This is a genomic window from Sphingomonas sp. SP5 (assembly GCF_058313455.1).
In genome coordinates, this window is the sequence record NZ_JBZFLF010000002.1 from 275,237 (window position 1) to 295,766 (window position 20,530).

Consider the following 20,530-nt stretch of genomic DNA (forward strand, 5'->3'; position numbering starts at 1 on the left):
CGGTCCCCCTCCCCGTGCCGGGGAGGATTTGGAAGTCAAATGACCATTCGCGACACCTTCCTGGCCGAAGCCGCCAAGCGCATCCTCATCACGGACGGCGCGTTCGGCACGGAAATCCAGAACTGGAAACTGACCGAGGCGGATTACGCCGGCAGCCTCGGCCTGACCCACGACCAGAAGGGCAACAACGACATTCTGGCACTCACCAAGCCGGAGGTGCCGGCCGCCATCCATCGCGCCTATTTCGAGGCGGGGGCGGATATCGCCGAAACCAACACCTTCTCGGCCAACCGCATCAGTCAGGCCGATTACGGCGCCGAGCATCTGGTGCGCGAGATCAACGTCGAGAGCGCGGCGATAGCGCGCCGGATCGCCGACGAATATGCCGCGCGCGACGGCCGCCCACGCTTCGTCGCCGGCGCGATCGGCCCGACCAACAAGACGCTGTCGCTCTCCCCCGACGTCAACGATCCCGGCTACCGTGAGATCGATTTCGATTACCTGAAGGACGTGTATCGCGAACAGATCGACGCTCTGGTCGAAGGCGGCGCTGATTTCATCCTGATCGAAACCGTCTTCGACACCCTGAACGCCAAGGCGGGGATCATGGCGACGCTGGAGGCCGCCGACGCGCTCGGCCGCGACCTGCCGCTGATGCTGTCGATGACGCTGACCGACCTTTCCGGGCGCAACCTGTCGGGTCATACCGTGGAGGCGTTCTGGCACGCGGTGCGGCATGCGCGGCCGGTGACGATCGGACTCAACTGTTCGTTCGGGGCGGAGCAGCTGCGCCCGCACGTCAAGACGCTGTCGGATATCTGCGACACGCTCATCATGGTCTACCCCAACGCCGGCCTGCCCAACGAGCTGGGCGCCTATGACGAGGAACCGGCGACGACCGCCGGCCTGGTCGGCGAATGGGCGAAAGGGAGCCAGGTCAACGTGCTCGGCGGCTGCTGCGGATCGACACCGGCGCATATCCGGGCGATCGCCGACATGGCGCGGGGGGTTGCGCCGCGCAGCATCCCGACGCCGCCGGTGCGCACGCGGCTCGCCGGACTGGAGCCGTTCACGATGGCGGCCTAGCCGAAATCCTCCCCAGCACGGGGAGGGGGACCATGCGCAGCATGGTGGAGGGGGTTCTCCACATCCGATATCGCTGGTGGAGAGCCCCCTCCACCCCTCGGCTTCGCCGAGCGGTCCCCCTCCCCGTACCGGGGAGGATTTGAAGAAGAAACGATGACCAACTCCTCCGCCCAGTTCGTCAACATCGGCGAGCGCACCAACGTCACCGGTTCGGCGGCGTTCAAGAAGCTCATCATGGCCGGCGACTATACCCGCGCGGTCGAGGTCGCGCGCAGCCAGGTCGAGAACGGCGCGCAGGTGGTCGACGTCAACATGGACGAAGGGCTGCTCGACGCCGAGCATGCGATGACCACCTTCCTCAAGCTGATCGCCGCCGAGCCCGATATCGCACGCGTGCCGATCATGATCGACAGCTCGAAATGGAGCGTGATCGAGGCGGGGCTGAAATGCGTCAGCGGCAAGCCGATCGTCAATTCGATCAGCATGAAGGAAGGCGAGGAATCGTTCCTCCATTACGCCAGGCGCTGCATGGCCTATGGCGCTGCGGTGGTCGTCATGGCGTTCGACGAAGGCGGGCAGGCGGACACGCAGGCGCGCAAGGTGGAGATCTGTGCGCGCGCCTACGACCTGCTGATGGGCATCGGCTTCCCGCCCGAAGATATCATCTTCGACCCCAACATCTTCGCGGTGGCGACGGGGATCGAAGAACACAACAATTACGGCGTCGACTTCATCGAGGCGTGCCGGGAGATCAAGGCGCGCTGTCCGCACGTCCATATCTCCGGCGGCCTGTCGAACCTCTCCTTCAGCTTCCGCGGCAACGAGCCGGTGCGCCGCGCGATGCATTCGGTGTTCCTCTACCACGCCATCCCCGCGGGCATGGACATGGGGATCGTCAATGCGGGCCAGCTCGACGTCTATGACACGATCGATCCCGAGCTGCGCACCGCATGTGAGGACGTCATCCTCAACCGCGATCCCGAGGCGGGCGACCGGCTGGTCGCGCTCGCCGAACGCTTCCGCGGCACCGATGCGGTGGCGGAGAAGGCAGCGGCGGAATGGCGCGGGCTCGATGTCGTCAAGCGGCTCGAATATGCGCTGGTCAAGGGCATCGACGCGCATGTCGTCGAGGATACCGAGGAATGCCGCCAGGCGTTCGCGCGCCCGATCGAGGTGATCGAAGGCCCGCTGATGGACGGCATGAACGTGGTCGGCGACCTGTTCGGCAGCGGCAAGATGTTCCTGCCGCAGGTGGTGAAATCGGCGCGCGTGATGAAGAAGGCGGTGGCGCACCTGCTGCCGTTCATCGAGGCAGCGAAGGAGCCGGGCGCGAAGGGCAAGGGGCGGATCGTGCTCGCCACCGTCAAGGGCGACGTGCACGATATCGGCAAAAACATCGTCGGCGTCGTGCTCCAGTGCAACGGGTTCGAGGTGGTCGATTTGGGGGTGATGGTGCCCTGGTCGAAGATCCTGGAGGCGGCGAACGAGAACGATGCCGACATGATCGGCCTGTCGGGCCTCATCACGCCGAGCCTTGATGAAATGGTGACCGTCGCCGAGGAGATGAAGCGGGCGGGCATGACGATGCCGCTGCTGATCGGCGGCGCGACCACGTCCAAGGTACATACCGCGCTGCGCATCTCGCCGGCCTATGACGGACCGATCGTCCATGTGCTCGACGCGAGCCGCGCGGTCGGCGTCGCGACGACGCTGGTCAGCGACACGCAGCGCGATGCCTATGTCGAAGGCGTCGCCGCCGATTACCAGAAGGTGCGCGATGCGCGCGCGGGCAAGGGGCAGAACGACCTGCTGCCGCTCGCCGAGGCGCGCGCACGCGGCTTCACGGCGGACATGGCGCTGAAGGCACCGCCGGTGGCGCAGCCCGGCGTTCACGTGTTCGACGACTGGGACCTTGCCGACCTGCGCCAGTATATCGACTGGACGCCGTTCTTCCGGGCGTGGGAGCTTGCCGGCAACTTTCCCGCCATCCTCACCGACGACGTGGTCGGCGCCAGCGCGAGCGGCCTGTACGAGGATGCGCAGGCGATGCTCGACCGCATCGTCGCGGAGAAATGGCTGACCGCGCGCGGCGTCGCCGGGCTATGGCCGTGCCATCGCCACGACGACGATGTGTGGGTCCACACCCGCCACCACGAAGCGCATCGCAGCCCCGACGGCGCGAGCATTCCGGAAGGCTTCCATATCCCCAGCCTCGATCGCGCCGGCGAGGAGAGCGTCCGCCTGCCGTTCCTGCGCCAGCAGATCGCCAAGCGCGAAGGGCGGGCCAATATGTGCCTCGCCGACTTCATCGATCCGGCCGGCGACTGGATGGGCGGCTTCGCGGTCGGCATCCACGGCATCGAGCCGCATCTCGCGCGCTACAAGGCCGATAACGACGACTACAACGATATCCTGCTGAAGGCGCTCGCCGACCGCCTGGCAGAGGCCTTCGCGGAAGCGCTGCACGCGCACGTCCGCCGCGTGCTATGGGGCTATGCGCCGGACGAGCAGCTGACCAACGAGGCGCTGATCCGCGAGCAATATCGCGGCATCCGCCCGGCGCCGGGCTATCCGGCGTGCCCCGAGCATTCGCTGAAGCGCACGCTGTTCGCGATGCTCGATGCGGAAGCCAACGTGGGGCTGGAGCTCACCGAAAGCTTCGCGATGCTGCCGACCGCGGCGGTCAGCGGCTTCTACTTCGGTCACGGCCAGGCGGAATATTTCGGCGTCGCGCGGATCGGGCAGGATCAGGTGGCCGATTATGCGGCGCGTCGCGGTGTCGAGATCCAGCAGGCGGAGCGCTGGTTGAGGCCGAACCTGGACTGAATGGGGCAATAGCGCCCTCTCCAGTTCGTCGTTGCGAGCGTAGCGCGGCAATCCAGGGCGTCATGGTCCGGCCCTGGATTGCCGCGCTATGCTCGCAATGACGGGGGGCGTTCAGAACCCCCGCTTCGCCAGCCCCGGATCGCGCCGGAGGATCGGCGCGACGACGGGGATCGTCATCATCGTGCTAGCGATCGCCATCAGCAGCAGCGCGGTGAACGTCTCGTTGGTGATGATCTTCTTGTCCAACAGGATGTTGACGAAGATAATCATGATGAGCGCCTTGGTCTGGAGCAGCCAGCCGATCGCCTTGATGTCGCTCCTGGGCCATTTGAGGATGCGGCCGGCGATGCCGATCCCGGCGAGCTTGCCGCCGACCGAGGCGGCGAGCAGCAGCGCGGCGGCGGCGAACACCGTGGCGCCGCCGACGCCCCATTGCGTCTTCAGGCCGGTCGACAGGAAATAGACCGGCATCACGGCCAGCAGCAGCATCTGCCGGAACCGGTCCATGCGGTCTTCGCCGAACCAATGCGCATCGAGCACTGCGCCCGCCAGGAACGCGCCGACCATGAAGTGCAGCCCGGCCCAGTCCGCCGCGAAGCCGCACAGCGCCAGCCAGATCAGCCCGACGTACCAGCGGTCGTTCTCGGCCAGCATGCGCATCAGCTTGCGGATCGCCCAGGTGGCGATGGCGAAGCCGACCAGGAAGCCGCCCTGCCGGCTGACGCGTTCCCAATCGAGCAGGATCAGTGCCAGCACGCCCCAGATCGCGATATCGTCGAGGCTGGCGTAGCGCAGCACGCGCTGGCCGAGCGGCGCGCGCAGGATGGCAAGCTTTTCCATCAGCAGCACGAGGATGGGAAGCGCGGTCACCGCGCAGGCCATGCCGATGCCGAGCACCACCTGCCACCCCGCGCCCTCCGGCCCGCGCCAGCCGGGATAGCGGAGCATGAACAGCGCCGCGAGGCTGCCGGCGAGCAGCGGCACGCCGAGCGCGAGGCCGGCGGTGACCCCCGTCTCGCGCCGCCGCTTCCATGCCTCGCCCACGTCGAGCTCCAGCCCGGCCACCCACACGAACAGCATCACCGCCCACCAGGCGATGCCGTTCAACGCGGAGAGCGTCGCCGGTGCGAAGACGAAGGCGTAGTAATCGGGGAAGACGGCGCCGAGCACCCCCGGCCCGAGCAGGATGCCGCCCATGATCTGCACGACGACCAGCGGCGCCCAGTAATCGGTCCGCCCGACCCGCCAGATCAGCCAGGGAACGGTGAAGATGATGAGAATGGCGAGGAGGAACACCTCCGTCGCGGACATGGCGTGCATCGTGTGTCGATCCCCCCCGGGCGTTTCGGGGCCGAGCCTAGCCGAGCGTCGGGCGGGCGCGCAATCGGCGGAATGGCTCATACCGGGACAAAGGGCAGGGACGGTAAGGCCTTGGCGCCGGACCAGGTCGCATTAACCGCGAATCCGGCTGGCCCGGCGGCGGCGGGCAGGGGCAGGACGGGCCATGACCCGCGCGCTCCTCGCCCTTGCCCTTATCGCCGCTCCTGCCTTTGCGCAAAGCGGCATGCCCTTCACCGTCGCCGAAACCGGGCAGGGCTTTTCCGACCTGCAGGAGGCGGTGTCGTCGGTCAGGATGGGGACGGCGACGATCCTGATCGCGCCCGGCGTCTATCGCCAGTGCGCGGTGCAGCAGGGCGGCCGCATCACCTTCAAGGCCGTGCAGCCGGGCACCGCGATCTTCGAGAAGGAAACGTGCGAGGACAAAGCGGCACTGGTGCTGCGCGGCCAGGGATCGGCGGTCGATGGCCTCGTCTTCCGCGGCTACAGCGTCTCCGACGGCAACGGCGCCGGCATTCGCGCCGAGATGGGCGACCTCACCGTCACCAACGCGATGTTCCTCGACAGCCAGGAAGGCATCCTCGGCGGCGAGCCGACCGGCCAGCGGATCACCATCGACCATTCGACCTTCTCGGGCCTCGGCCAGTGCGACGAGGCGGTGAACTGCTCCCACGCCGTCTACCTCGGCAACAAGGGGCAGGTGACGATCACCAATTGCCGCTTCGAGCGCGGCACCGGCGGCCATTACGTCAAGCTGCGCGTCCCCAACGTGACGATCACCGACAACAGCTTCGACGATACCGCCGGTCGCAAGACCAATTACATGATCGACCTGCCCGACGGCGCCCGCGGCCTGATCGCGCGCAACACCTTCGTGCAAGGCAAGGGCAAGGAGAACGCCAGCGGCCTGATCGTCGTCGCTGCCGAGAACCGCACCTTTCCCTCGGCAGGCCTGCGCATTGAGGACAATGACGCGCGCATGGCCCCCGGCGCCCCCGGCAACCCCGCCTTCGTCGCCGACCTCAGCCACCAGCGCCTGGCGGTCGGCGCGAACCGGCTGGGGCCGGGCATCCGGATGTTCGAGACGCGGTAGGGACGAGCCTTGCTCGTCACTTAGGCTTCCCGGGGCGGTGCGAAGAACGGCCTAGCGCAGCCGCCGCGGGTCGATCACCGCGTGGCGGATGCGCGTGCGGTTCCAGGTGTAGGTGACGTGGACCAGCCCGTCTCGCGTCTGGATCACGGCGGGATAGGCATAGCCGTCCGGCATCGGCCTGGCCTCCAGCGTCAGCACGTTGCGCCAGCGGATGCCGTCATCGGAAAGCCCGACGTTGAGTGGATAGCGCGGGCCGTTGCCGGGCGTATCCGGTCGATGCGCGCTATGGTTGTAGACGATCAGCTGCCGTCCGTCCTTCAGCGTCACCGCGTCGGTGCCGCTGTTGGGATTGGGCAGGTCGATCGCGGCGAGCGGCGACCATGTCCGCCCATCGTCGCGCGACCAGCTCATCGCCAGTGCGCCCTGCCGCGTCCGCGCGACGAGTTCGAGGCGGCCGTCGGGAAAGGTCAGCACGCTCGGCTGGATCGCCTCGATCCCCATCGGCGAGGCGATGGGGGCGCCCGCCTGCCAGGTCGCGCCGCGGTCCGTGGAGCGTTCCATCCGCAGGAACCAGTGGTTGCGCTCCGGCGTCCCTTCCTCACGGCTCGACGGTGACAGCCAGGTGCCGCCGGGCGTCACCACCGGCTTGTTCTTGATCGGGCCGAGGATGCCGTCGGGCAGACGGCGCGGTGGGCTCCAGTGCCGGCCGTCGTCGGTAGACGTGATGACCATGCCCCACCAGTCGCGCGGAGACGGACCGACCTTGTAGAACAGCTGCAGCGGCGCGCCCGGCGGCGCGAACAACACCGGGTTCCACGTCGGGTAGACCTTGCCGTCGGGGCTGCGCCCGTCGGCGACCGGCACCGGCCTGTCCCAGCCGGCCTTGCCGCGCCGGGCGAACCAGATGCGAACATCGGGCCGGCTTTCGCCGCTGCCGCCGAACCATGCCGCCGCCAGCGTGCCGTTGCCGAGTTCGACCAGCGTCGAGGCATGCGCCTGCGGATAGGGCGGGGCGGGATCGACGAACTCGGACGTGACGACTGCCGCAGGCCTTTGCGCGAGTGCAGGGACACCGGCGGTGAACGACACGGCGAGGACGCAAGACAGAAAGGTCCGCGCGGTTCTCACCGCGTTGCCGCGCACGTGTCGCCCGCACCGGGATCGAGGTCGAGACAGCGGCCGTCCAGCCCCTTCACCGGCAGCCCGATCTGCGCGGCGAGCGTCGGTGCGATGTCGACCGTCTCCACCGACAGCGGCTGTTCGAACCCCGCCATCCCCTTGCGCCAGAACAGGATCGGCACGCGGCGGTCGTAATCCCACGGCGAGCCGTGCGTCTCGACATAGCCGGGCTTCGGCGTCTCGATCGTCGTTACCCGCGGTTTCAGCAGGACGAGCAGGTCGCCCGACACCTGCGGGTTGAACGAGGCGCGGGCGCGTTCCAGCAGCGTCCAGGTTTCCGGCGGCGTGGTGGCGATCGGCTGCGCGGCGATCTGCGCCTTGGTGAAGGCGGCGGCGACCTGCGGCATGGCGGCGAAGCGCTTCTGCGCCTCGGCGAGCACGCGCGGGCGCAAGCGCGCCGGCAGGTCCTTCGCCAGATAGACGTCGCCCTCGGCACCGATCAGCGCCGGCCCCTTGATGCCGAGTGCCGCGGTGATCTGCGCGTCGATCGCCGTGATCGACGTGTCGGCGTGGACGTGTTCCTCCATCGGCATGGCGCGCTGCTGCTGCCGTTCGGTCATGTCGTGCGCGCCATGATCGGCGGTCAGCACCACCTCGTAGTCGAGGCCCCAGCTGTCGAGCGTCGCGAAGAAGCTGCCGAGCGTCTGGTCGAGCTGGTCCATCTGGATGCACATCTCGGCGCCCTGCGTACCGAGCGAATGGCCGATGTAGTCGGTCGCCGACGCACCGATATCGATGATATCGGTTTCCGGCCCCCGGCCCAGCTTCATGTCCTGGATCAGCCCGGCGGCGATCGCGAACACCGCGGCGTCGCTCGCCGGCGAGGCGCGGAAGCCCTTGAGGTCGCCGGCCTCGCGCGCGAAGCGGCCCTGGCCGAACACCTTGCCCGCCACCGTGATCGGCCGGTCGAGCGCCTGGCAATAGGCGGGCAGCGGCAGCGGCTCCTGCGGGCGGGCGATCAACGCGGCGACCGCGTCGCGCCCGCGCTGCACCGCGCGTGGCACGGCCCGGCCGGCGTAGGACGAATAGGTCTTGCCATCCCACCACCACAGTTCGTCGACCTTGTGGCCACCCATCATCACCGCGGCGCGATCCTTGCCCGCCACCGAAACGACGCGCGTCGCGGGCCGCGCGGTCTTCATCATCTCGCCCAGCGTCGGCACCTTCAGATGCTTGTCGCTGACCACGTAATGTTCGTGGTCGGTGCCCGGAACGGTTTCGTCCTCGCTGCAATAGACCGTCTTGTCGGCCCGCGCGACCGATTGGTCGATCCAGTTGTTGGCGACGATGCCGGTATGCGCCGGACGCATGCCGGTGAGGATGGTCGAGTGGCCGGGGCAGGTTTCGGTCGCCGCATGGCTCTGATAGCCCGAGGGGAACACGGCGCCGCCCAGCAGGCGGGTGAAGCCGCCGGTGAAGCGGTTGCGATATTGCTGGAACAGATCGGCGGAGAACTGGTCCACCGAGATGACGACGATCAGCCTGGGCGGCGTGGTCGGGGCCGGGGCGGGGGCGGCGGGAGCCGGAGCCGGGGCCTGTTGTGCGGATACTGCTGATGCGGCGGAGGCGAGCAGGAGGGCGGCGATCAGCGCTTTCATCGGGGACACTCGTGTTGCGGGGCCGGGGTCGCTATGACGGCGGGCGATGGAACGGGCAAGGACGGCAAATCGGATGGCGTATCGGACGATCGGGGCGATGCGCGCGCTGTGTTGCGTGGTGATGACGCTGGTCGCGGCGCTGTGGGCACAGGCGGCGGCGGCCGACCTTGCGCCGGCGAATGGCCCCAAGCACCTCGCCATGCGGCTGGTCGCCGACACCGATGCGCCGCGCCCGGGGCAGGCGGTGACGCTGGCGATCGATACCCGGCCGGAACAGGGCTGGCACGGCTATTGGCGCAATCCCGGCGATGCCGGCTTCGCGCCGTCCTTCGCCTGGACGCTGCCCAAGGGCGCGCGCGTCGATGCCGAGCCGCAATGGCCCGTACCGACGACATTGCTCGTCGCCGGCCTGATGAACTACGTCTACGAGGCGCCTTATGCGCCGCTGGTGACGCTGCACGTGCCCGATGGACTGGCCAAGGGCATGCCGCTGCCGGTCCGGCTGGCGATCAACTATCTGGTCTGCACCGACACGATCTGCGTGCCCGAAACGCAGGATCTCAGCCTCGACCTGACGATCGGCGACGGTACGCCCGCGCATCGTGCCGATTTCGATCGCTGGCGTGCGGCCATTCCCAAACCGCTCGATGCGGCCGGCACCTATCAGGTGAAGGATGGCAAGCTCGTCATCGCCGTGCCGCTGCCGGCGGCGGCAAAGGTCGACAACCCGGCCTTCTTCCCGTTCGGCCCCGATATGGTCCGCTATGCCGCGCCGCAGACGGTGACCCGCGACGGCGACCGCCTGCTGATCGCCACCGATGGCACGCCGAAAGGGCCGATCGCCGGCGTGCTGCGCATCGGCCCCGATCTCGGCCTGACGATCAAGGCCACGGCCGGCGCCGTGACGCTGCCGACCGATCGCAGTGGCTGGCAGGCGGCGCTGCTCGCCTTCGCGGGGGCGGTGCTCGGCGGGTTGATCCTCAACATCATGCCCTGCGTCTTTCCGATCCTCAGCCTGAAGGCATTGCACCTCGCGCGTGGTGGCGGCGACAGCGAACGGACCGCGCGGATCGATGCCCTCGGTTACGCGCTGGGCGCGGTGCTGATGTGCGTCGGGCTCGGCGCGCTGATCCTGGCGTTGCGGGCGGGCGGATCGGCGGTCGGCTGGGCGTTCCAGTTGCAGGACCCGCGCATCGTCGTGCTGCTGATCGCGCTGACGTTCGCGATCACGCTCAACCTCGCCGGGCGGTTCGAGGTGCCGGTGCCGGCCTTCGCCAGCCACGGCGGTGCGGCGGGATCGGTGGCGACCGGCGCACTCGCCGCCTTCGTCGCGACGCCATGCAGCGGCCCGTTCATGGGCGCGGCCCTGGGGGCGGCGCTGGTGCTGCCGTGGCCGGCGGCGCTGGCGGTGTTCGCCGGACTGGGGCTGGGGCTCGCGCTGCCGTTCATCGCCATCGGCTTCGTGCCGGCGCTGCGGCGGCGTCTGCCCAGGCCGGGGCTGTGGATGGAGCGGTTCCGCCGCATCCTCGCCGTGCCGATGGCGCTGACCGTGCTGGCGCTGCTGTGGCTGGCGTGGCGGCAAGCAGGGACGACCGGCCTGATCGTCGGGCTGCTGACGCTGGTCGCGACCGGCCTGCTGCTGAGCCTCGGCGGCCGTCGCCAGCGGCGTGGGAGCGGCTTCGGCTGGGCGGTGGCGCTGGCCGTGCTGCTGGCGCCGGCGGCGCTTGCCGCAACCCTGACCGGCGCCGCCGCCCGCCCCGCCAAGGTAGACGGCACCGCGTTCAGCGAAGCGCGACTCGCCGCGCTGCGCAAGGAAGGGCGGCCGGTGTTCGCCTATTTCACCGCCGACTGGTGCCTGTCGTGCAAGGTCAACGAAGCCTCTTCGATCGACACCGCGGCGACGCGCGCGGCGTTCGCGAAGCACAAGGTGGCGGTGCTGGTCGGCGACTGGACCGATGGCGATCCCGTCCTCGGCCGGTTCATCCAGGCGCACAATCGTGCCGGCGTCCCGCTGTACCTCTATTATGCGCCGGGGGCCGCGGAACCGCAGGTGCTGCCGCAGGTGCTGACACCGGGGATGCTGGCGGGTCTGAAATAGGTCCCTGGCGGGGACCTGCTCCCGACGCTGTCCCAAAATGATCCCTTGTGCAGTGCAGCGATTGCCCGCAGCATGGAACTTGCATCATGCGGGGGGCTTTAACCGTTCCGATGGGGAAACGACCGGCGTTCGACGAGATCATGGGCATGACGGGCGATATACCGCCGCGTCCCGCACTGGCGGCCTTGGGCAAATGGCTCGAAGACACGCCCGACGCCGAACTCCGCCGTCGCCAGGAAGCGGCCGAAGCGACCTTTCGCCAGCTCGGCATCACCTTCGCCGTCTACGGTGATACCGACGCGCGGGAACGGATCATCCCGTTCGACATCGTGCCGCGCGTCTTCCTCGCCGACGAATGGTCGCGCCTGTCGGAAGGACTGGTGCAGCGGGTCGAGGCGATCAACGCCTTCCTCGACGACATCTACGGCGACCGCCGCATCCTCAAGGAGGGCGTGCTGCCGGAGGATCTGATCCTCGGCAATCCGCAGTTCCGGCCGGAGATCGCCGGCATGCGCCCGCCGCACGGAATCTGGGCGCATATCTGCGGAATCGACCTGGTACGCACAGGTCCCGACCAGTTCTTCGTGCTGGAGGACAACGCCCGCACGCCCTCCGGCGTCAGCTACATGCTGGAGAACCGCGAGGCGATGGTGCGGCTCTGCCCCGAACTGTTCCGCGCTTACAGCGTCGAGCCGGTGGACAGCTATCCCGACCGGCTGCTCGCGACGATGAAGTCGGTGGCGCCGCACGGCCGGGGCGCGCAGCCGACCTGCGTCGTGCTGACGCCGGGCCATTACAATTCCGCCTATTACGAACACAGCTTCCTCGCCGATTCGATGGGGATCGAACTGGTCGAGGCGGCCGATCTGGTGGTCGACGACGATCAGGTGTGGATGCGCACCATCGCGGGCCGCGTTCGGGTGGACGTGATCTACCGCCGCGTCGACGACGATTTCCTCGATCCGCTCGTCTTCCGCCCAGATTCGATGCTCGGCGTGCCCGGCCTGATCGCTGCCTATGCCGCCGGCAACGTCGCGATCATCAACGCGCCGGGTAATGGCATCGCCGACGACAAGGCGATCTACAGCTACATGCCCGAAATCGTCCGCTTCTATTCGGGCGGCGAGGCGAAGTTGCCCAACGTCGAAACGTGGCGCTGCCGTGAGCCGGAGGCGCTCCGCTACGTGCTCGATCATCTCGACGAAGTGGTGGTGAAGCTGGTCGACGGATCGGGTGGCTACGGCATGCTGGTCGGCCCCACCGCGAGCAAGGCGGAGATCGAGGCATTTCGCGCCGCGCTGGTCGCCGAACCCCATCGCTATATCGCCCAGCCGACGCTGGCGCTATCCACCGTGCCGACGCTGGCGGACAGCGGCCTTGCGCCACGCCACGTCGATTTCCGCCCCTTCGTACTCACCGGATCGAAGGGCGTGGAGGTGGTGCCCGGCGGCCTCACCCGCGTCGCGCTGAAGGAAGGATCGCTGGTCGTCAATTCCAGCCAGGGCGGCGGCACCAAGGACAGCTTCGTGCTCCGCGCGGAGGGGATGCGGCAGAGCCAGAGCCTCGGCGGCATGACCCAGAGCCAGGGAGGTGCGGCATGAGGGCGTTCTTGATCCTCCCCGGCACGGGGAGGGGGACCAGCCGCAGGCTGGTGGAGGGGGCTCTCCACCAGCGATATCCCATGCGGAAGCTCCCCTCCACCAGCTTCGCTGGTCCCCCTCCCCGTGCCGGGGAGGATTTCGCATGATGCTCTCGCGTACCGCGTCGTCGCTCTACTGGCTCGGCCGTTATCTGGAGCGGGCCGATTTCTTCGCGCGGCTGATCGAGGCGACCGTCCGCCTCGACGTCATGTCCGCGCGGCCGGCGGGGGAGGTCGCCTGGTCCTCGGCGATCGCGGTCACCGATACCGAGGCGGATTTCGCGCTGAGCGGTGGCGCGCTGACCCAGGCCGACGTCGTCCGCTTCCTCACCCTCGACACCAGCCATCCCGGCTCGGTGATCCGCTGCCTCGACCGCGCGCGCGACAATGCCAAGGCGGTGCGCACCGCGCTGAGCCGCGAGGCGTGGACGGCGATCAACCGCGCCTGGCTGGTGTTCGAACGGCGCGCCCATGTCGGCGACACCGCGCAGACCCTCCGCCTGGTCGAGGCGGTGAAGAACGAGACGCGCGGCTTCGAGGGCGCCGTCCACCAGATGCTGCGCAACCAGGCGCATTGGTTCATCCGCCTCGGCCAGGCGGTGGAGCGCGCCGACAACACCGCGCGGCTGCTCGACGTCAAATACCACATCCTGCTGCCCGCCGGCGAAGCGGTCGGCGGCGTCGTCGATCGCGACCAGTGGACGACGATCCTGCAGACCGTGTCGGCGGTCACCGCCTATCGCTGGCTCTATTCGGACGGGCTGACCCCGGCGAACGTCATCGACCTGCTCACCGCCAGCCGCGAGCTGCCGCGCAGCCTCGTCGCCTCGGCGGAGACGACGGTGGACGTGCTCGGCCTGCTCGCCGAGCGGACCGGCAGCCATGGCGAGGCGGATCGGATGGCCCGCATGCGTGCCGCCCGCCTGGCGCGCACCCGCTCCGGCGAGGTGATCGCCGGCGGCCTTCACCAGTATCTGCAAGCCTTCATCCGCGAAAACGGCCAGTTGCACGATGCGATCGGCCGCCAGTTCCGGTTCAGCTGATGCGCCTTTCGATCGATCACCGCACCGTCTACCGCTTCAGCGAGGCGCAGAGCCGGCTCGTCCAGATGCTGCGCATGACGCCGGAGAACAGCCACGACCAGACGGTGGCGCGCTGGCGGATCGACGTGGATTGCGACGCGACGATGCGCCGCGGCCGCGACGGCTTCGGCAATGCGGTCACCATGCTCTATGCCGAAGGGCCGATCCACGACATCGAGATCGCCGTCCGCGGCGAGGTGCTGACCAGCCATTCGGACGGCGTGGTGCGCGGCGTGAACGAGGCGCTGCCGCCCGCGGTGTTCCTCCGCGCGACCGACGCGACGCCGCGCGATGCCGCCATCGCCGCGTTCGCGCACGAGGTCGCGGCGGGCGCGGACGGCACGATCGGTGCGCTCCATCGGCTCAACCAGGCGCTCAACGGCCGCTTCACCCTCGATCGCGCGCGGCCGCAGCCCGGCCTGTCCGCTGCCGACGCGTTCCACCGTCCCGCCGCGACGTCGCGCGATCTGGCGCAGATCTTCGCGGTGGCCGCGCGCTCGCTCGGCGTGCCCGCCCGCTACGTGTCTGGCTACAGTATCGTCGAGGGATCCTTGCGCCCGACGCCGCACGGCTGGGCGGAGGCGCATGTCGACGGACTCGGCTGGGTCGGCTTCGATCCTTGCACCGGCCGTTCGCCGCAGGAGGAAAGCGTCCGCGTCGCCGCCGCCCTCGATGCGTCAGGCGCTGCGCCGGTGGCGGGATCGCGACTGGGCGAGGGCGAGGAGGAACTGGACGTCGCGGTCAAGGTGTCGGCGGCGCGTTGAACGGGGTGCCTCCGCCGGACTGCGGTTAACCAGATTATAAGCCGTCCGCCCTAAATCCGGCGGTGTGAGGCATCATCGCACAAACCTGATCGCCAGCATGACGCTCGGCCTCGCCTTGCTCGGCGCGTCATCCTGTGCGCCGCAGGGCAGCGCCGGCTCGCATATCACCCAGGCGGTGCCGCCGCCGACACCGCGGCAGCTGCTGCGCGATCTGGCGCTCGACGTGCCGGGCGACCTGCCCGGGCTGGCGGGATTGCCGTCGTCGCTGCGCGCCTCGCTCGCCGACGAGGCCGCTCCTACGGACCTCACCGCGGCGCCGCCTTTCCTCGCACAGGCGCAGAGCGCCGACGACGGTGCCCGCGCCGCCGATTGCCTGACAGCCGCCGTCTATTACGAGGCGCGCTCGGAGCCGATCGAGGGCCAGCGCGCCGTTGCGCAGGTGGTGCTCAACCGCGTCCGCGACCGTGCCTTTCCGCACAGCGTCTGCGGCGTGGTGTTCCAGGGCGCGAACCGCCGCACCGGCTGCCAATTCTCCTTTACCTGCGACGGATCGATGATGCGCCGCCGCGATCCCTTGTCCTGGGCGCGGGCGCGCACGGTGGCGGAGGCGGCGCTCGCCGGCAGCGTCTATGCACCGGTGGGGCCGGCGACATTCTTTCACACCAATGCGATCCTGCCGTGGTGGGCGTCCAGCATGACGCGGATCGGCGCGGTCGGTGCGCATATCTTCTATCGCTGGCGCGGCGCGATGCAGGGGGCGTTGAGCTTCCGCGCCGCTTATGCCGGGATCGAGCCGGGGGCGACGGCCTGGGCCGGGGAGGGCGCGCAGACCGCCGCCGTCTACCGCGACAGCGCGGATGTGGCCGGCGTGACCGTCCATCGCGGCCGGCTGGACGCTGGCACGGGCGGCACCGCCGCCGCACTGGCGTCCGCACCGGCCGCCGCTCCTGTGGCGCGTGCGCCCCGCATGATGATGGCGGGCGGCGTCCGCGTTCACCTCGGTCGCGAAGCGACGCAGACGATCGTTACCGACGGCGCCACCGTGGGCGAGGAATCCGACCCGATCTGAAAGCGGCTCAGGCGGGGATGAGCGTCGGCGCCGACACGGCGGCCTCGTCCTCCAGCAGGCGCCAGCCGTTCGGCCCGAGCACTTCCAGCGGGCGATAGCGGGTCTTGTATGCCATCCGCGCCGAGCCCTTCACCCAATAGCCGAGATAGACATAGGGCAGGCCGGCGTCGCGGGCGCGGGTGATATGGTCCATGATGATGACGTTGCCCAACCCCGGCCGGCCGCCGCCCGGCGCGTCGTCATCCGCGGCGAAGAAGCTGTAGATCATCGACAATCCGTCCGCCTGCCGATCGGTCAGGCAGGCGCCGACCAGCCGCCCGCGCTCGCCGTTGATCGACGGGGTGCGATATTCGATGATGAGCGAATTGACCGGCGAATGCTCGATCATGTCGGCGTAATCGTCCTCGTCCATGCCGGCCATGCCGCCGCCGGGGTGGCGCGCGGCGAGGTAGCGGCGCAGCAGCTGGAACTGTTCGTCCGTCGCCCAGGGACGACAGGCCGTCACCTCCAGATCCTCGTTCCGGCGCAGCAATTTGCGTTGCGTCGCATTGGGAACGAAGTCCTGCGTCACGACGCGCACCGACACGCAGGCGGTGCAGCCCGCGCAGGAGGGACGATAGGCGACGCCCTGCGACCGGCGAAAGCCGATTCGGCCCAGCGCGTCGTTTAGCTCGGCGGCATGCGGGCCGCTCAGCTCGGTGAAGACCTTCCGCTCCTGCCGGCCGGGCAGATACGGGCAGGGCGCGGGCGTGGTGACGAAGAAGCGCGGAAAACGGAAGGGCGCAGTCACCGCCGGCAAATCCCCATTGAATGCGATCCACGACGCCGCGCCGCGGATTTCACCTATGAATCACCGCATGCCATCTGGAAAGCGTCATTGCAGCGAAAGAACGTTAATTGCTGAAGGAAAGTCTTTCCTGGATTGACGACAGTATCGTTCCGGGACGATGTTGCGCTGCGGGAACCAAGGGTCGGATCAATCGTTTCGGCCGTTCCTTTAGCGTGGAGTGTACCTATGCCCAAGACGTTTGCCGGCTCGCTGGCTGCCATGGCGATGATCGCCGCCCCGATCGCCGCCACCCCCGCCTTCGCCGCGCCGACCAACCCGGCCGCGTCGCTCTCGGTTGCCAAGTCCGTGCGCGCCAGCGCGCCGACCGACGGCAAGAGCAAGCTCGCCGGTGGCGGTCTGCTCGCCGCCCTGATCGCAGCCGGCGTGGTTGCGATCGGCGTGGTCGCGATCGTCAACGACGGCGACTCCGACAGCAACTGATCCGCTGTCATCGTAAGACGGGCGTCGTGCGAAAGCACGGCGCCCGTTTTCGTGTGCGGCGCCATTCCGCCGGCCCTGCGGTCCCCGGCCCGGAGATTACGCCTGTTCGACCAGGCTCGTCTCGTACCCGCCTTCGCGTAGCGCGGCGATCAGGCGGTTGAGGTGGTCGCGGTCGCGCGCCTCGCATTCGATATCGGTCACCAGCCCCTTGGCAGGCAGCGAGGTGAAGATGCGCTGATGGTAAACCTCGATGATGTTGACCCGCTGCGCATCGAAGATACGCGCGACGTTGAACAATGCGCCCGGTTGGTCCTGCAACCGCACGCGCAGGCGGGCGAGCCGCCCGGAGCGCGCCAGGTCGCGCAGCAGGACGTTGGCGAGCAGGCGGGTGTCGATATTGCCGCCGCACAGCACGATGCCGACGGTGCGGCCCTTGAAGCGTTCGGGATAGGCCATCAGCGCGGCGAGCCCGGCGGCGCCGGCGCCCTCCACCACCGTCTTCTCGATCTGGAGCAGCAGGCTCACCGCCTCCTCCAGGTTGCGCTCGCCGACCAGCACGATGTCGTCGACCAGTTCGGCGACGAGGCCGGACGTGATGCCGCCCGGCTCCTTCACCGCGATGCCCTCGGCCAGCGTATCTCCGGCGCAGGGGAGGGTGGTGCCGCGGATGCGATTGTACATGGAGGGGAACAGCTCCGCCTGCACGCCGACCACCTCGATCGGATGGCCAGCGGCGCGTGCGACGATCGCCGATCCGGAGATCAGCCCGCCGCCGCCGATCGGGATCAGAAGCGTGTCGATCCCCGGCACGTCTTCCAGCATCTCGACCACCGCCGTCCCCTGGCCGGCGATGACGCGCGGATCGTCGAACGGGTGGACGAAGGTATAGCCGCACTGCGCCTCCAGCACGCGGGCGTGGGCATAAGCGGCGTCGAACGTCTCGCCCTCCAGCACCACGGTCGCCTTGTGGCCTTCGGTCTGGGTCACCTTCACCGTCGGCGTGGTCCGCGGCATCACGATTGTCGCCGGGATGCCGAGCCGGTTGGCATGATAGGCGAGGCCCTGGGCGTGATTGCCCGCCGATGCGGCGATCACCCCCTTCGCCCGCGCCTCCGGCGACAGCTGCAGCAGCGTGTTGAGCGCGCCACGCTCCTTGTAGGCGGCGGTGAACTGCAGGTTCTCGAACTTGAGATAGACGGTTGCGCCGGTCATCTCGCTCAGCGTCTTGCTGACCAGCGTCGGCGTCCGCACGATCGCATCGCGGATGCGGTCATGGGCGGCACGGACATCGTCGATCGAGACGGGCAGGGCGGTTGCTGCGGCGCGTTGGGTAGCCATGGCGAGCCGCTAGACCATCTGGTGCGGCGGGGAAACACCGCTTATGCGCGGCAGCCATGGTGAAGAGGGTTTTGAAAGCAGCGCGGCTGCTGGCGATGGCAGCGACGGTCGTTCCGGCCGCAGCATCCGCCGACGGTCTGGTCGACAACGTCAACGGCATCACGCTGGACAAGGATGGCCGCGTCGTGCGCTTCCAGGCATTGCTGGTGACGCCGGAGGGCAAGGTCGCCAAACTATTGTCCACGAAGGATAAGCGGCCCGAGAAGCTTGATTGGCGCGCGGACATGAAGGGGCGCGTGCTGCTGCCCGGCATGATCGATGCGCATGGCCATGTCATGGAGCTGGGCTTCCGCGCGATCGAACTCGACCTGTCCGACACGAAGAGCCTGGCCGAGGCGCAGCAGAAGATCGCCGAATATGCCCGCGCAAATCCCGAAAAGGCGTGGATCATCGGCGGCGGCTGGAACCAGGAGGCCTGGGGGCTCGGCCGCTTCCCGACAGCCGCGGACCTCGATTCGGCGGTCGCCGATCGTCCGGTGTGGCTCGCCCGCGCCGATGGCCATGCCAGCTGGGGCAACAGCGCGGCGCTGAAGGCGGCGGGGGTCACCGCCAAGAGCGTGTCGCCGGCCGGTGGGCGGATCGAAAAGGGGGCGGGCGGCCAGCCCGCGGGCGTCTTCGTCGATGCCGCGCAGGGCCTCGTCGCCAAGGTGCTGCCGCAGCCGCTCGGCAAGGACCGCAACGCCGCCTTCCTGAAAGCGCAGGCGATCCTGCTGAGCTATGGCGTCACCGCCACCGCGGACATGGGCACGACCATCGACGATTGGCTGACCTATCGCCGGATCGGTGACCTGGGCGGCCTGCGCGTGCGCATCATGAGCTATGGCATGGGCGTCGATACCGCGATCCAGATCGGCGGCACCGGCCCGACGCCGTGGCTGTATGGCGACCGGCTGAAGCTGGTCGGCGTCAAGCTCTATGCCGATGGCGCGCTGGGGTCGCGCGGGGCGTGGCTGAAGGCGCCCTATGCCGACGCGCCGGGCCAGTCGGGCGCGGGCTTCATGAACGACACGGTGATGCGCAACCTGATGAGCCGCGCCGCGATGGACGGCTATCAGGTCGCCGTGCACGCGATCGGCGACCGTGCCAATGCCGAGGCGCTGGATGCGATCGACGAGATGGCGCAGACCTACAAGGGCGATCGTCGCTGGCGCATCGAACATGCGCAGATCGTCGATCCCGTCGACCTGCCCCGCTTCGGCCGCAACGGCATCATCGCCTCGATGCAGCCGACGCACCAGACCGGCGACCGCATGATGGCCGAAGCGCGGCTGGGGCCGCAACGCCTGGCGGGCGCCTATGCCTGGGCGTCGATGCTGAAGAACGGGGCCAAGCTCGCCTTCGGCTCTGACTATCCAGTCGAAAAGCCCGATCCCTGGGCCGGCTGGGCCGCCGCCTTCACCCGTCAGGACGCCGCGGGCCAGCCCTTCGGCGGCTGGCATCCGGAGGAAGCGGTCAGCCGCGAACAGGCGTGGTGGGCCTTTACCGGCGGCGCGGCCTATGCCGGTTTCGCCGAAGACCGCATGGGTCGGTTATCGCCGGGCCTGCAAGCCGACTTCATCATGGTCGACCGCGACCCGCTGCTCGCATCCCCCACCGACCTGCGCGCGACGAAGGTCGAGGAGACGTGGGTCGGCGGCCGGAAAGTCTGGGAGCGGAAATAGGGTGCCGGCAGCGGATGGATGACGGCGCCTTCCAACGTTGAGAAGCTCTCGATTTCCAAAAGCCCGTTCGTGCTGAGCCTGTCAAAGCATAGGTGAGACTCATGCCCTTCGACAGGTTCAAGGACGTGGTGCAGTGCGTCGCACTAAGCCAGCACGACGGGGCTTGGCGCAGCCTCATGCGCAATGCGCTGGGGGCCATCCCGGACCGCTCTGTTTCACCGCGCCCGAAGGGTATTCGGATTGCGTCCGAACGGTGCGGCTCGGGCGGACGCGCTGCATCGGGATAGCATTACCAAGGATCATCAGCCGATGTGACGCCCGCGCCATCGCTGCAAATGGTCCGCTCGACCGGGTGTTGCCGAACAGGCGGATGCCGGCAACGGCAACCGCATGTGCGCCGTATCACACGCATACCAAAAAGGCCGCGGC

15 protein-coding genes are annotated in these 20,530 nt (G+C 68.6%); 10 read left to right on the forward strand and 5 right to left on the reverse strand.

The window, feature by feature from the left end; all coding sequences use genetic code 11:
* Window positions 1-39 precede the first annotated feature (39 nt).
* Window positions 40-1,086: a homocysteine S-methyltransferase family protein gene (locus AC4GY7_RS05095; RefSeq protein ID WP_491112299.1), complete on the forward strand. Its 1,047-nt coding sequence runs from the start codon at window positions 40-42 to the stop codon at window positions 1,084-1,086.
* Window positions 1,087-1,239: 153 nt separating this feature from the next.
* Complete coding sequence (gene metH / locus AC4GY7_RS05100; protein WP_491112301.1) at window positions 1,240-3,912, forward strand: methionine synthase; 2,673 nt, start codon at window positions 1,240-1,242, stop codon at window positions 3,910-3,912.
* A gap of 111 nt (window positions 3,913-4,023) precedes the next feature.
* Here metH and AC4GY7_RS05105 read toward each other — a convergent pair whose 3' ends face one another.
* Entirely contained in the window at window positions 4,024-5,232 is a 1,209-nt protein-coding gene (locus tag AC4GY7_RS05105; RefSeq protein ID WP_491112302.1) for a cation:proton antiporter, read from the reverse strand.
* A 184-nt stretch (window positions 5,233-5,416) separates the two neighbouring features.
* On the opposite strand from AC4GY7_RS05105, the gene AC4GY7_RS05110 reads away from it, so the two are divergent.
* Entirely contained in the window at window positions 5,417-6,343 is a 927-nt protein-coding gene (locus AC4GY7_RS05110) for a right-handed parallel beta-helix repeat-containing protein (RefSeq protein WP_491112303.1), read from the forward strand.
* A 51-nt stretch (window positions 6,344-6,394) separates the two neighbouring features.
* On the opposite strand, the gene AC4GY7_RS05115 is transcribed toward AC4GY7_RS05110, so the two are convergent.
* Together AC4GY7_RS05115 and AC4GY7_RS05120 are read right to left on the reverse strand one after the other, a co-directional pair.
* Window positions 6,395-7,471, reverse strand: a complete 1,077-nt coding sequence (locus AC4GY7_RS05115; RefSeq protein ID WP_491112305.1) for a sialidase family protein — start codon at window positions 7,469-7,471, stop codon at window positions 6,395-6,397.
* On the reverse strand, window positions 7,468-9,120 hold the full coding sequence (locus AC4GY7_RS05120) for an alkaline phosphatase family protein (protein ID WP_491112306.1): 1,653 nt from the start codon (window positions 9,118-9,120) through the stop codon (window positions 7,468-7,470). Before AC4GY7_RS05120 ends, AC4GY7_RS05115 begins: the two co-directional genes overlap by 4 nt.
* A 46-nt stretch (window positions 9,121-9,166) precedes the next feature.
* On the opposite strand from AC4GY7_RS05120, the gene AC4GY7_RS05125 reads away from it, so the two are divergent.
* The 5 genes from AC4GY7_RS05125 (at window position 9,167) to AC4GY7_RS05145 (ending at window position 15,772) form a co-directional block, all read left to right on the forward strand.
* On the forward strand, window positions 9,167-11,218 hold the full coding sequence (locus AC4GY7_RS05125) for a protein-disulfide reductase DsbD family protein (protein WP_491112308.1): 2,052 nt from the start codon (window positions 9,167-9,169) through the stop codon (window positions 11,216-11,218).
* Between the two features lie 110 nt (window positions 11,219-11,328).
* Window positions 11,329-12,819 carry a circularly permuted type 2 ATP-grasp protein gene (locus tag AC4GY7_RS05130; RefSeq protein WP_491112309.1) on the forward strand — a complete coding sequence of 497 codons (1,491 nt, stop codon included), beginning with the start codon at window positions 11,329-11,331 and terminating at the stop codon, window positions 12,817-12,819.
* A 145-nt stretch (window positions 12,820-12,964) separates the two neighbouring features.
* On the forward strand, window positions 12,965-13,900 hold the full coding sequence (locus AC4GY7_RS05135; protein WP_491112801.1) for an alpha-E domain-containing protein: 936 nt from the start codon (window positions 12,965-12,967) through the stop codon (window positions 13,898-13,900).
* A complete protein-coding gene (locus AC4GY7_RS05140; protein ID WP_491112311.1) occupies window positions 13,900-14,703 on the forward strand; it encodes a transglutaminase family protein in 804 nt (267 codons plus the stop codon). Before AC4GY7_RS05135 ends, AC4GY7_RS05140 begins: the two co-directional genes overlap by 1 nt.
* 64 nt (window positions 14,704-14,767) lie before the next feature.
* Entirely contained in the window at window positions 14,768-15,772 is a 1,005-nt protein-coding gene (locus AC4GY7_RS05145) for a cell wall hydrolase (protein WP_491112312.1), read from the forward strand.
* Window positions 15,773-15,779: 7 nt separating this feature from the next.
* Here the strand turns inward: AC4GY7_RS05145 and AC4GY7_RS05150 are convergent, their stop codons facing one another.
* Window positions 15,780-16,562, reverse strand: coding sequence for an arginyltransferase (locus tag AC4GY7_RS05150; RefSeq protein WP_491112313.1), 783 nt, complete (start codon window positions 16,560-16,562; stop codon window positions 15,780-15,782).
* A 225-nt stretch (window positions 16,563-16,787) separates the two neighbouring features.
* Here AC4GY7_RS05150 and AC4GY7_RS05155 point away from each other — a divergent pair, with 225 nt between their 5' ends.
* The gene (locus AC4GY7_RS05155; RefSeq protein WP_443585129.1) at window positions 16,788-17,042 is read left to right on the forward strand and encodes a hypothetical protein; all 255 of its coding nucleotides are present in this window, start codon (window positions 16,788-16,790) and stop codon (window positions 17,040-17,042) included.
* 96 nt (window positions 17,043-17,138) lie between these two features.
* On the opposite strand, the gene AC4GY7_RS05160 is transcribed toward AC4GY7_RS05155, so the two are convergent.
* Entirely contained in the window at window positions 17,139-18,380 is a 1,242-nt protein-coding gene (locus AC4GY7_RS05160; RefSeq protein WP_491112315.1) for a threonine ammonia-lyase, read from the reverse strand.
* A gap of 56 nt (window positions 18,381-18,436) precedes the next feature.
* Between AC4GY7_RS05160 and AC4GY7_RS05165 the strand changes: the two genes are divergently transcribed.
* Window positions 18,437-20,101: an amidohydrolase gene (locus AC4GY7_RS05165; protein WP_491112316.1), complete on the forward strand. Its 1,665-nt coding sequence runs from the start codon at window positions 18,437-18,439 to the stop codon at window positions 20,099-20,101.
* Window positions 20,102-20,530 lie beyond the last annotated feature (429 nt).

Coding starts and splice junctions, on each gene's coding strand:
- AC4GY7_RS05155 (WP_443585129.1), top strand. CDS start 16,788: ATGCCCAAGACGTTTGCCGGCTCGCTGGCTGCCATGGCGATGATCGCC.
- AC4GY7_RS05135 (WP_491112801.1), top strand. CDS start 12,965: ATGCTCTCGCGTACCGCGTCGTCGCTCTACTGGCTCGGCCGTTATCTG.
- AC4GY7_RS05160 (WP_491112315.1), bottom strand. CDS start 18,380: ATGGCTACCCAACGCGCCGCAGCAACCGCCCTGCCCGTCTCGATCGAC.
- AC4GY7_RS05105 (WP_491112302.1), bottom strand. CDS start 5,232: ATGCACGCCATGTCCGCGACGGAGGTGTTCCTCCTCGCCATTCTCATC.
- AC4GY7_RS05140 (WP_491112311.1), top strand. CDS start 13,900: ATGCGCCTTTCGATCGATCACCGCACCGTCTACCGCTTCAGCGAGGCG.
- metH (WP_491112301.1), top strand. CDS start 1,240: ATGACCAACTCCTCCGCCCAGTTCGTCAACATCGGCGAGCGCACCAAC.
- AC4GY7_RS05110 (WP_491112303.1), top strand. CDS start 5,417: ATGACCCGCGCGCTCCTCGCCCTTGCCCTTATCGCCGCTCCTGCCTTT.
- AC4GY7_RS05125 (WP_491112308.1), top strand. CDS start 9,167: ATGGAACGGGCAAGGACGGCAAATCGGATGGCGTATCGGACGATCGGG.
- AC4GY7_RS05095 (WP_491112299.1), top strand. CDS start 40: ATGACCATTCGCGACACCTTCCTGGCCGAAGCCGCCAAGCGCATCCTC.
- AC4GY7_RS05130 (WP_491112309.1), top strand. CDS start 11,329: ATGGGGAAACGACCGGCGTTCGACGAGATCATGGGCATGACGGGCGAT.
- AC4GY7_RS05120 (WP_491112306.1), bottom strand. CDS start 9,120: ATGAAAGCGCTGATCGCCGCCCTCCTGCTCGCCTCCGCCGCATCAGCA.
- AC4GY7_RS05165 (WP_491112316.1), top strand. CDS start 18,437: ATGGTGAAGAGGGTTTTGAAAGCAGCGCGGCTGCTGGCGATGGCAGCG.